The organism is Pseudomonas sp. UBA4194 (assembly GCF_002379585.1).
Taxonomy (GTDB): Bacteria; Pseudomonadota; Gammaproteobacteria; order Pseudomonadales; family Pseudomonadaceae; genus Aquipseudomonas.
Genome location: NZ_DFUE01000002.1, coordinates 1 through 10728, shown reverse-complemented (window position 1 = coordinate 10728; position 10728 = coordinate 1). Strand labels below are relative to the sequence as shown.

Below are 10728 nucleotides of genomic sequence, written 5' to 3'. Positions count from 1 at the left end.
CGTGGTGGCCGTAGGTGCCGGGGCGGCCGCAGCGGGTGCGGCGCCTTGCTGATCCGCTGCTTCCTGGGCCTGGGCCGCTTCCGTGGCGCGCTGCTCGGGGGAGCGGCTGTCGCTGAACACCAGCAGCAGGTAACGGCTGCGGTTCAGGGCCGCTGTTGGGACGGCACGCACGATGGCGAAGGGCTGACCTGAGTCGTGGATGACTTCCTTGACCGTGGCCACCGGGTAGCCGGCGGGAAACCGCTGACCCAGGCCGGAGCTGACCAGCAGGTCGCCTTCCTTGATGTCTGCGGTGTCGGCCACATGGCGCAATTCCAGGCGCTCAGGGTTGCCGGTGCCGCTGGCGATGGCGCGCAGGCCGTTGCGGTTGACCTGTACCGGGATGCTGTGGGTGGTGTCGGTCAGCAGCAGCACGCGCGACGTGTAGGGCATCAATTCGACCACCTGCCCCATCAAGCCGCGGGCATCGAGCACGGGCTGGCCGAGCACGACGCCGTCGCGCTCACCCTTGTTGATCAGGATGCGGTGGGTGAAGGGGTTGGGGTCCATGCCGATCAGTTCGGCCACTTCGACCTTCTCGTTCACCAGTGCTGAGGAGTTGAGCAGCTCGCGCAGCCGTACGTTCTGCTCGGTCAGGGCCGCCAGCTTCTGCAGGCGACCTTGCAGCAGCAAGGCTTCGGTCTTGAGCTTCTCGTTTTCGGCGAGCAATTCGGTACGGCTGCCAAACTGGCTGGCGACCCCTTCGAACAGTCGTTGCGGCAGATCGGTCACCCAATAGGCACGCATCAGCACCAACGACATGTCGCTGCGCACGGGCTTGAGCAGGGTGAAGCGCGCGTCGACCACCATCAGCGCGACCGACAGCACGACCAGCACCAACAGGCGCACGCCCAGTGAGGGGCCCTTGGTGAAAAGCGGTTTAATAAGCCGCTCCTCCCAGGCAAATGTTCATGTGGTCATTCATACGACGGCAAACCGGCCCGGATCGAAAGTACAGGACGCATACAGGTAGCATCCAAGACGCTACCTGTAAACGACCCCAGGAATCTTTCCCGCGAAGTTATTCGCTGGAGAGCAGATCCATGGTGTGCTTGTCCATCATTTCCAGGGCACGACCACCGCCACGAGCGACGCAGGTCAGCGGGTCTTCGGCGACGATGACCGGCAGACCGGTTTCCTGGGCCAGCAGCTTGTCGAGGTCGCGCAGCAGCGCACCACCACCGGTCAGCACCAGGCCACGCTCGGCGATGTCGGAGGCCAGCTCCGGCGGCGACTGCTCCAGGGCGCTCTTGACGGCCTGAACGATGGTCGCCAGGGACTCCTGCAACGCTTCCAGCACTTCATTGGAGTTCAGGGTGAAGGCGCGTGGGACGCCTTCGGCCAGGTTACGGCCACGCACGTCGACTTCACGCACTTCGCCGCCTGGGTAGGCGGTACCGATTTCCTGCTTGATGCGCTCGGCGGTGGACTCGCCGATCAGGCTGCCGTAATTGCGACGCACGTAGGTGACGATGGCTTCGTCGAAGCGGTCGCCGCCCACACGTACGGATTCTGCGTAGACCACACCGTTGAGCGAGATCAGGGCGATTTCGGTGGTACCACCGCCGATATCCACCACCATCGAGCCACGGGCTTCCTCGACCGGCAAGCCGGCACCGATGGCGGCAGCCATGGGCTCTTCGATCAGGAACACTTCACGGGCACCGGCACCCAGTGCCGACTCGCGAATCGCGCGGCGCTCCACCTGGGTGGATTTGCAGGGCACACAGATCAGCACACGCGGGCTGGGCTGCAGGAAGCTGTTCTCGTGCACCTTGTTGATGAAATATTGCAGCATCTTTTCGCAGACGCTGAAGTCGGCGATCACGCCGTCCTTCATCGGGCGAATGGCCGCGATGTTGCCGGGGGTACGACCAAGCATGCGTTTGGCTTCGGTACCGACAGCGACGACACTTTTCTGATTACCGTGGGTCCGAATGGCCACAACCGATGGCTCATTCAGAACGATACCGCGCTCACGCACGTAAATAAGGGTGTTGGCAGTGCCCAGGTCGATGGAAAGATCGCTGGAAAACATGCCACGCAGTTTCTTGAACATGGGAAAAGGACCCTAGGCAACGCGTGGGTAAAAAAGTGCGGCAAACTCTAACAACGGCGGGGATTTTGGGCAAGGCGCCAATATGTTAAATTGGCTGTTTTTCCGAGCACGCCTTCACTCGATCGCGGCCATATGACCGCAGAAGTGCGATAGTGTTCCCCAAAACCACGGCTTTGCCGTCTTTCGTTTTCACTGGAGATCCCCATGGCGCTTGAACGCGGCGATGTGGAAAAAATCGCTCACCTGGCCCGTCTGGGCCTGAATGAAGCCGATCTGCCACGCACCACCGACGCACTGAACAGCATTCTGGGCCTGGTCGACCAGATGCAGGCGGTCGATACCGCCGGCATCGAACCCCTCGCCCACCCGCTCGAGGCCAGCCAGCGGCTGCGCGTCGACCAGGTTACCGAACACAACCAGCGCGATACCTACCAGGCCATTGCGCCGGCCGTCGAGAACGGTCTGTACCTGGTTCCGAAAGTCATCGAGTAAGGGAAAAGAGCCTGCCATGCATCAATTGACTCTGGCCGAGATCGCCCGCGGACTCGCCGACAAGAAGTTTTCCGCCGAAGAACTGACCCGCACCCTGCTGGCGCGCATTGCCCAGTTGGACCCGCAGATCAACAGCTTCATCACCGTAACCCAAGACCACGCCATCGCCCAGGCCCAGGCCGCCGACGCCCGCCGCGCCAACGGCGAGACCGGTGCCCTGCTGGGCGCGCCGCTGGCCCACAAGGACCTGTTCTGCACCCAGGGCATTCGCACCAGCTGCGGCTCGAAGATGCTCGACAACTTCCAGGCGCCCTACGACGCCACCGTGGTGGCCCGGCTCAACGCAGCCGGCGCGGTCACCCTGGGCAAGCTGAACATGGACGAGTTCGCCATGGGCTCGGCCAACGAAAACAGCCACTACGGCCCCGTGAAGAACCCCTGGAACCTGGCGCACGTGCCGGGCGGGTCCTCCGGCGGCTCGGCGGCTGCTGTGGCCGCACGCCTGCTGCCGGCCGCCACCGGCACCGACACCGGCGGCTCGATCCGCCAACCGGCCGCGTTCACCAACCTGACCGGCATCAAACCGACCTACGGCCGGGTGTCCCGCTGGGGCATGATCGCCTACGCATCGAGCCTGGATCAGGCCGGCGTTCTGGCGCGCAATGCCGAAGACTGCGCGCTGCTGCTGCAAGGCATGGCCGGCTTCGACCCGCAGGATTCCACCAGCATCGATGAACCGGTGCCCGACTACAGCGCCGCCCTCGGCGGCTCCCTGCAAGGCCTGCGCATCGGTGTGCCGAAGGAGTACTTCGGCGCCGGCCTGGACCCCCGCATCGCCGACCTGGTGCACGCCAGCATCAAGGAACTGGAAAAACTGGGTGCGACCATCAAGGAAATCAGTCTGCCGAACATGCAGCAGGCGATTCCGGCCTATTACGTGATCGCTCCGGCCGAGGCTTCCTCGAACCTGTCGCGCTTCGACGGCGTGCGCTTCGGCTATCGCTGCGAGAACCCCAAGGACCTCACCGACCTGTACAAGCGCTCGCGCGCCGAAGGCTTTGGCCCGGAAGTGCAGCGCCGCATCATGGTCGGGGCCTATGCCCTGTCGGCCGGCTACTACGACGCCTACTACCTGCAGGCACAGAAGATCCGCCGCCTGATCAAGAACGACTTCATGGCCGCCTTCGAAGAGGTCGACGTGATCCTCAGCCCCACCACGCCCAACCCGGCGTGGAAACTGGGCGCCAAGAACGCCGACCCGGTCGCCGCGTATCTGGAAGACGTCTACACCATTACCGCCAACCTGGCCGGCCTGCCTGGCCTGTCGATGCCCGGCGGTTTCGTCGACGGCCTGCCGGTGGGCGTGCAGTTGCTGGCGCCGTATTTCCAGGAAGGCCGCCTGCTCAATGTGGCGCACCAGTACCAGCAGGTCACCGACTGGCACACTCGCGCGCCTGAAGGCTTCTAAGGAGAAAACACATGCAATGGGAAGTCGTGATCGGGCTGGAGATTCATACCCAGCTCGCCACCCAGTCGAAGATTTTCTCCGGCAGCTCCACCACGTTCGGCTCCGAGCCCAACACCCAGGCCAGCCTGGTCGATCTGGGCATGCCCGGCGTACTGCCGGTACTGAACCAGGAAGCCGTGCGCATGGCCGTGATGTTCGGCCTGGCCATCGATGCAGAAATCGGCCAGCACAACGTGTTCGCGCGCAAGAACTACTTCTATCCGGACCTGCCCAAGGGCTACCAGATCAGTCAGATGGAGCTGCCGATCGTTGGCAAGGGCCACCTGGACATCACCCTGGAAGATGGCACGGTCAAGCGCATCGGCGTGACCCGCGCACACCTTGAGGAAGACGCGGGCAAGAGCCTTCACGAAGACTTCAGCGGCAGCACCGGCATCGACCTGAACCGCGCGGGCACCCCGCTGCTGGAAATCGTCTCCGAACCCGATATGCGCAGTGCCAAGGAAGCAGTGGCCTACGTCAAGGCGATTCACGCGCTGGTGCGCTACCTGGGCATCTGCGACGGCAACATGGCCGAGGGTTCGCTGCGCTGCGACTGCAACGTGTCGATCCGGCCCAAGGGCCAGGCCGAGTTCGGCACGCGCTGCGAGATCAAGAACGTCAACTCGTTCCGTTTCATCGAGCGCGCCATCAACAGCGAGATCGCCCGTCAGATCGAGCTGATCGAAGACGGCGGCACGGTCATCCAGCAAACTCGCCTGTACGACCCGAACAAGGACGAGACCCGCGCCATGCGCAGCAAGGAGGAAGCCAACGACTACCGTTACTTCCCCGATCCGGACCTGCTGCCGGTGGTGATCGAGGACGCGTTCCTGGACGCTACTCGCGCCACCCTGCCGGAACTGCCGCCGGCCAAGCGCGGGCGCTTCCAGAGCCAGTTCGGCCTGTCGGCCTACGATGCCAGCGTGCTGGCTTCGAGCCGCGAGCAGGCGGACTTCTTCGAACAGGTGGTAGCCATTTGTGGCGACGCCAAGCTGGCGGCCAACTGGGTGATGGTCGAGTTGGGCAGCCTGCTCAACAAGCAGGGCGTGGAGATCGAGCAGTCGCCCGTGACGGCGGCACAACTGGGCGGCATGCTGCAGCGGATCAAGGACAACACCATCTCCGGCAAGATTGCCAAGATGGTCTTCGAGGCGATGGCCAATGGCGAGGGCAACGCCGACCAGATCATCGAAGCCCGCGGCTTGAAGCAGGTGACGGACAGCGGTGCGATCGAGAAGGTGCTCGACGAAATGCTCGCGGCCAATGCCGAGCAGGTCGAACAGTACCGCGCGGCGGACGAGGCCAAGCGCGGCAAGATGTTTGGTTTCTTCGTCGGACAGGCCATGAAGGCGTCCAGGGGCAAGGCCAACCCGCAGCAGGTCAATGAGTTGCTCAAGAGCAAGCTCGAGGGCGTGTAAAGGGGTGAGATTTGTGGTGAATGCCCCCCACCCCAGCCCTTGAGCAGGGAGAGGGTTGGGGTTGGGGCCCGACCATTCACCACCGTCAGCTGCGCATTCGTAAACCAAGGACCCACCATGCGGCACCTGCTCTACATTGCCACCTTGCTGTTCCTGGCCGGCTGTGCCAGCCAGAGCCAGATCATCGACCCGCACGGCTATAGCCGTGAAGGGGTCGCCTCCTATTACGGCGCCCGCCATCACGGCTTGCGCACGGCCAGCGGCGAGCGCTTCGATCAACACGAATTGACCGCCGCGCACCGCCAGCTACCCTTCGGTACCCGCGTGTTGGTTACCAACCTGGCCAATGACCGGGACGTGGTCCTGCGTATCAATGACCGCGGCCCGCACAGTCGGGGCCGCTTGATCGACGTTTCCCACGAGGCCGCCGAGCAACTGGGCATGCTGCGCAGCGGCACGGCCAAGGTGCGCGTCCAGGCCCTTACCGACTGATCCTGCCGGAGCACCGACCATCTTCGACCTAGCCACCCTGCCCACCCTCAGCCTGCTGCAACTGGTCGCCGGCCTGCTCTTGCTGATCGCAGGCGCCGAGTTGCTGGTGCGCGGTGCGATTCGACTGGCCGACAGCCTCAAGGTGCGGCCACTGGTGATTGGCCTGAGCGTGGTCGCGCTGGGCAGCAGTGCCCCGCAACTGGCGGTGAGCTTGCAGGCCGCCTACGCCGGTACGCCCGATATCGCCGTGGGCAGCCTGTTTGGCAGCAACATCTTCAGCTTGCTGGTCACCCTGGGCCTGTCCGCGCTGATCATTCCCCTGCGCGTATCACGGCAGCTGGTGCGACTCGACATCCCGCTGCTGATCGGCGCCAGCGCGCTGGTGTTCGGGCTGGCATGGAACGAGCGTCTCGGCCGCGTGGAAGGTGCCTTGCTGCTGGTGGCGCTGGCGCTCTACCTGGGCGTGTTGTGGCGCCAGTCACGTCACCCTGGACGGCCCGCACCGCGACAGAGCGCCGCCCCCTGGTTCAAGTGTATCGCCTTGATGCTGGGAGGATTGCTGTTGCTGGTGGCCGGCGGCCACTGGCTTCTGGAAGCGGCAATCGAAGTGGCTCAGGACTTTGGTTTGTCGGACCGCGTCATCGGCCTGACCATCGTGGCGGTAGGCACTTCCCTGCCGGAGCTGGCCACCTCGCTGAGCGCCGCCCTGCGTGGCCAGCGGGAAATAGCCGTGGGCAACGTGATCGGCAGCAACCTGTTCAACCTGCTTGGAGTGCTGGGCCTGACCGCCCTGCTGACCCCGGAACCGTTGTCGGTGTCGCCCAATGCCCTGGATTTCGACCTGCCGGTGATGCTCGGCGTGGCCGTGCTGTGCCTGCCGCTGTTCTATACGGGTTACCGGATCACTCGCGTGGAGGGGCTGGTGCTGCTGGGGCTGTACCTGGCGTATGGGCTGCACGTGGTGTCGTTTACCACAGGCATGCCGCTGGCGGGAAAGCTGGAGCAATGGATGTTGTTCGGTGTGTTGCCGATGCTGGCCGTGGGGGTGGCGGTCAGCAGCGTGAGGGCTTGGCGTAGGCAGCATTGAGGGTGGGGTGGCAGTGCGGGCCTCTTCGCGGCTTTACGCCGCTCCTACAGTGGGGGGCGATCGTCGCTGTGGGAACGGCGTACAGACCACCTGGCCTCTTCGCGGCTTTACGCCGCTCCTACAGGGGGGGCGATCATTGCTGTGGGAACGGCGTACAGAGGGGCGGGGGTTTCTGTAGGAGCGGCGTCAAGCCGCGAAGGCGTCGGTATGCCTAGCGCGAAACCCCGCGGCGCTTGAATTTCCAGGCAATCGCCAGCACCACCAACCACACCGGAATCAGCAACACTGAAACCCGGATACCCGGCGTCATGTACATGATCACTAAAATCCCGGCCAGAAACACCAGGCATACCCAGTTGGTCAGCGGATAGCCCCAGCTGGGGAAGAACGTCGTCTCGCCGGCGTGAAGCTTGGCTTTGCGGAACTTCAGGTGGGTGATGCTGATGATCCCCCAATTGATCACCAAGGCCGACACCACCAGCGCCATCAACAGCGCAAATGCCTCGCTGGGCATCACGTAATTGATCACCACACACAGGCCGGTCGCCAGCGCCGAAATACCCAGGGCCTTGAGCGGCACGCCGCGGCTGTTGACCTTGAGCAGAGACCTGGGCGCATCACCCTGCACCGCCAGACCGAACAGCATGCGGCTGTTGCAATACACACAGCTGTTGTAGACCGACAGTGCAGCGGTGAGCACCACCACATTGAGTACGGTAGCCACCACATTGCTGTCCAGCGCGTGGAAGATCATCACGAATGGGCTGCCGCCCTCCACCACTTTTTGCCAGGGATAGAGCGACAACAGCACCGCCAGCGCACCTACATAGAACAGCAGGATGCGGTAGATGACCTGATTGGTGGCCTTGGGAATGCTGCGCTTGGGGTCATCGGCTTCGGCAGCGGTGATACCCACCAGCTCCAGCCCCCCGAAAGAAAACATGATCACCGCCATGGCCAATGTCAGGCCACCGATGCCATTGGGAAAGAACCCGCCGTATTGCCACAGGTTGGCAACGCTGGCATCCGGGCCGCCATTGCCGCTGGCCAGCAACCAGGCGCCGAAGCCGATCATGCTGACGATGGCCGCCACCTTGATCAGCGAGAACCAGAACTCCATCTCGCCGTAGATCTTCACCTGAAACATGTTGATCAGATTGATCAGCACGAAAAACACCGCGGCCGAGGCCCAAGTGGGGAAATCCGGCCACCAGTACTTGATGTAGATACCCACGGCGGTCAGTTCGGCCATGCCTACCAGCACATAGAGCACCCAGTAGTTCCAGCCCGACATGAAGCCGGCAAAGTCGCCCCAGTAGCGGTTGGCGAAGTGGCTGAAGGTGCCGGTGACCGGCTCCTCGACCACCATCTCGCCGAGCTGGCGCATGATGAAAAAGGCGATCAGGCCGCCAATGCCATAGCCCAGGATCACCGAAGGCCCAGCCATGCCGATGGTCTGGGCAATGCCCAGAAACAGCCCGGTACCGATGGCACCGCCCAACGCGATCAGCTGGATATGGCGGTTCTTCAGACCCCGATGCAAACCTTCGGGGGTGGATTGGTCATCCATTGGAATTCCTTAGCTCATGTAAAGCCTGCACGTGGAGGCAGCGTCTAGATCCAGCCGCCCCACTGCAACAGGAAAATTCCGATATTGGTGGTGATGGCAGCCGCCAGGGTGGTGATGACGATGATCGCCGCCGCCAGCGAATAGTTACCGCCGCTGGCCCGCACCATCACATAACCGACCGAAGCCGAAGGGGCGCCAATATACAGGAACAGGATGCCCAGTTCCGCCCCTCTGAAGCCCAACAACCAGGCGCCGAAAGTGCCAATGATGGGGAGCAGGATCATTTTTACCGCGCTGGCGCTCATGGCCAGCGTGCCACTGCTGCGCAATGCCGCCAGGGACAGGGTCCCGCCAATGCACATCAACGCCAGCGGCAGGCTCATTTGTGCGACGTAATCGGCAGACGTGAGGATCCAGTTGGGAATCGGCACCTGCAGCCAGGTGATGGGGGTGGCCAGCAGCACGCTGATAATCAGCGGGTTGACGACGATGCTCTTGCAGATACTCCATGGGTCGGACTTGATATTGGGGCTGTAGATCGCCAGCACCACCACCGACAGCGAGTTGTACAGCACGATCACCAGGCCGGCGAGAATCGAGCCCAGGGAGATACCGTAGTCACCGTACATGCTGCCCGCCAGGGCCAGGCCGATGACCCCGTTGTTGCCGCGGAAAGCGCCCTGGGTAAACACCCCACGATCCACCGCAGGGCAGCGCCAGATGGCGATCCACCAGGCGATGGCGAAACTGCCCACCGTGGCGACCACGAAATAGATCAGCAACCCTGGTTTGAGGGCTGAATGCAGGTCGGCGTGGTAGATACCCAGAAACAGCAACGAGGGCATGCAGACGTTGAACACCAGCGCCGAGGCGGTCTTGATGAAGTTGTCGTTGATCCAGTCGATGCGCCTGAGGCCGTAGCCCAGGAACAGCATGGCAAACACCGGGGCGGTGATGTTCAGGGTCTGCAAGAAGATGGCGAGCATGCCGGGGGAACCTGTTGCCTGTTGTCAGGCGACAATGATAGCGAGGATGGAGGGGTGTGGCGGGGGAAATTCTTGGGAGGGTGTGTCAAGGCGGGCGGCATCGCGGGCAGAGCCCGCTCCCACAAGAATCCCCGGCACAACGGAGATCTCTGTGGGAGCGGGCTCTGCCCGCGATGGCTACACCGCAGTATCGCGGCTTACTGCGGACCCATCTTGTCCATCAAGGCGGCCAGCATTTCGTACTCTTCACCAGTCAGGTCGGTCAGCGGGGTACGCACCGGGCCTGCGTCGTAGCCAGCGATCTTGGCGCCGGCCTTGACGATGCTCACGGCATAACCGGACTTGCGATTACGGATGTCCAGGTACGGCAGGAAGAAATCGTCGATCAGCTTGCCCACGGTCGCATGATCTTCGGCTGCGATGGCGTGGTAGAAGTCCATGGCGGTTTTCGGGATGAAGTTGAACACCGCCGAAGAGTAGACAGGTACGCCGAGGGCCTTGTAGGCCGCAGCGTAGACTTCAGCGGTCGGCAGACCGCCCAGGTAGCTGAAGCGGTCGCCCAGGCGGCGACGGATGGAGACCATCAGTTCGATGTCGCCCAAGCCGTCCTTGTAGCCGATCAGGTTCGGGCAGCGCTCGGCCAGACGCTCCAGCAGCGGTGCGGTCAGGCGGCAGACGTTACGGTTGTAGACGATCACACCGATCTTGACCGATTTGCACACGGCTTCGACGTGGGCAGCAACGCCGTCCTGGCTGGCTTCGGTAAGGTAGTGCGGCAGCAGCAACAGGCCTTTGGCGCCCAGGCGCTCGGCTTCCTGAGCGTACTCGATGGCTTGGCGAGTGGAACCGCCGACGCCGGCCAGGATAGGCACGCTGGTGGCGCAGGTATCGACCGCGGTCTTGATGACTTCGGAGTACTCACTGGCGGCCAGGGAGAAGAACTCACCGGTGCCACCGGCAGCGAACAGTGCGCTCGCGCCGTACGGGGCCAGCCACTCGAGGCGCTTGACGTAGCCTGCGCGATTGAAGTCGCCCTGGGCATTGAAGTCGGTGACAGGGAAGGAGAGCAAGCCGT

10 protein-coding genes are annotated in these 10728 nt (G+C 63.2%); 5 read left to right on the top strand and 5 right to left on the bottom strand.

The window, feature by feature from the left end:
• A partial coding sequence (gene mreC / locus B3397_RS00110; protein ID WP_296246129.1) for a rod shape-determining protein MreC occupies positions 1-924 on the bottom strand: 924 nt, incomplete at its 3' end.
• Between the two features lie 136 nt (positions 925-1060).
• On the bottom strand, positions 1061-2098 hold the full coding sequence (mreB, locus tag B3397_RS00105) for a rod shape-determining protein MreB (RefSeq protein WP_008371426.1): 1038 nt from the start codon (positions 2096-2098) through the stop codon (positions 1061-1063).
• 204 nt (positions 2099-2302) lie between these two features.
• Here mreB and gatC point away from each other — a divergent pair, with 204 nt between their 5' ends.
• The 5 genes from gatC to B3397_RS00080 all read left to right on the top strand — a co-directional run bounded on the left by gatC (position 2303) and on the right by B3397_RS00080 (position 7097).
• Entirely contained in the window at positions 2303-2590 is a 288-nt protein-coding gene (gatC, locus tag B3397_RS00100) for an Asp-tRNA(Asn)/Glu-tRNA(Gln) amidotransferase subunit GatC (RefSeq protein ID WP_296246123.1), read from the top strand.
• 16 nt (positions 2591-2606) lie between these two features.
• Positions 2607-4058 carry an Asp-tRNA(Asn)/Glu-tRNA(Gln) amidotransferase subunit GatA gene (gene gatA, locus B3397_RS00095; protein ID WP_296246121.1) on the top strand — a complete coding sequence of 484 codons (1452 nt, stop codon included), beginning with the start codon at positions 2607-2609 and terminating at the stop codon, positions 4056-4058.
• Positions 4059-4069: 11 nt separating this feature from the next.
• Positions 4070-5518 carry an Asp-tRNA(Asn)/Glu-tRNA(Gln) amidotransferase subunit GatB gene (gene gatB, locus B3397_RS00090; RefSeq protein WP_296246119.1) on the top strand — a complete coding sequence of 483 codons (1449 nt, stop codon included), beginning with the start codon at positions 4070-4072 and terminating at the stop codon, positions 5516-5518.
• Positions 5519-5635: 117 nt separating this feature from the next.
• Entirely contained in the window at positions 5636-6010 is a 375-nt protein-coding gene (locus B3397_RS00085; protein WP_296246117.1) for a septal ring lytic transglycosylase RlpA family protein, read from the top strand.
• A gap of 52 nt (positions 6011-6062) precedes the next feature.
• The gene (locus B3397_RS00080) at positions 6063-7097 is read left to right on the top strand and encodes a calcium/sodium antiporter (protein ID WP_296246127.1); all 1035 of its coding nucleotides are present in this window, start codon (positions 6063-6065) and stop codon (positions 7095-7097) included.
• Positions 7098-7308: 211 nt separating this feature from the next.
• Here the strand turns inward: B3397_RS00080 and B3397_RS00075 are convergent, their stop codons facing one another.
• From B3397_RS00075 to kdgD, 3 genes are all read right to left on the bottom strand, one after another.
• Positions 7309-8667, bottom strand: a complete 1359-nt coding sequence (locus B3397_RS00075; protein ID WP_296246115.1) for an amino acid permease — start codon at positions 8665-8667, stop codon at positions 7309-7311.
• Between the two features lie 44 nt (positions 8668-8711).
• The gene (locus B3397_RS00070) at positions 8712-9653 is read right to left on the bottom strand and encodes an AEC family transporter (protein WP_296246113.1); all 942 of its coding nucleotides are present in this window, start codon (positions 9651-9653) and stop codon (positions 8712-8714) included.
• A gap of 197 nt (positions 9654-9850) precedes the next feature.
• On the bottom strand, positions 9851-10728 hold an 878-nt coding region (gene kdgD, locus B3397_RS00065; RefSeq protein WP_296246111.1), incomplete at its 5' end, for a 5-dehydro-4-deoxyglucarate dehydratase.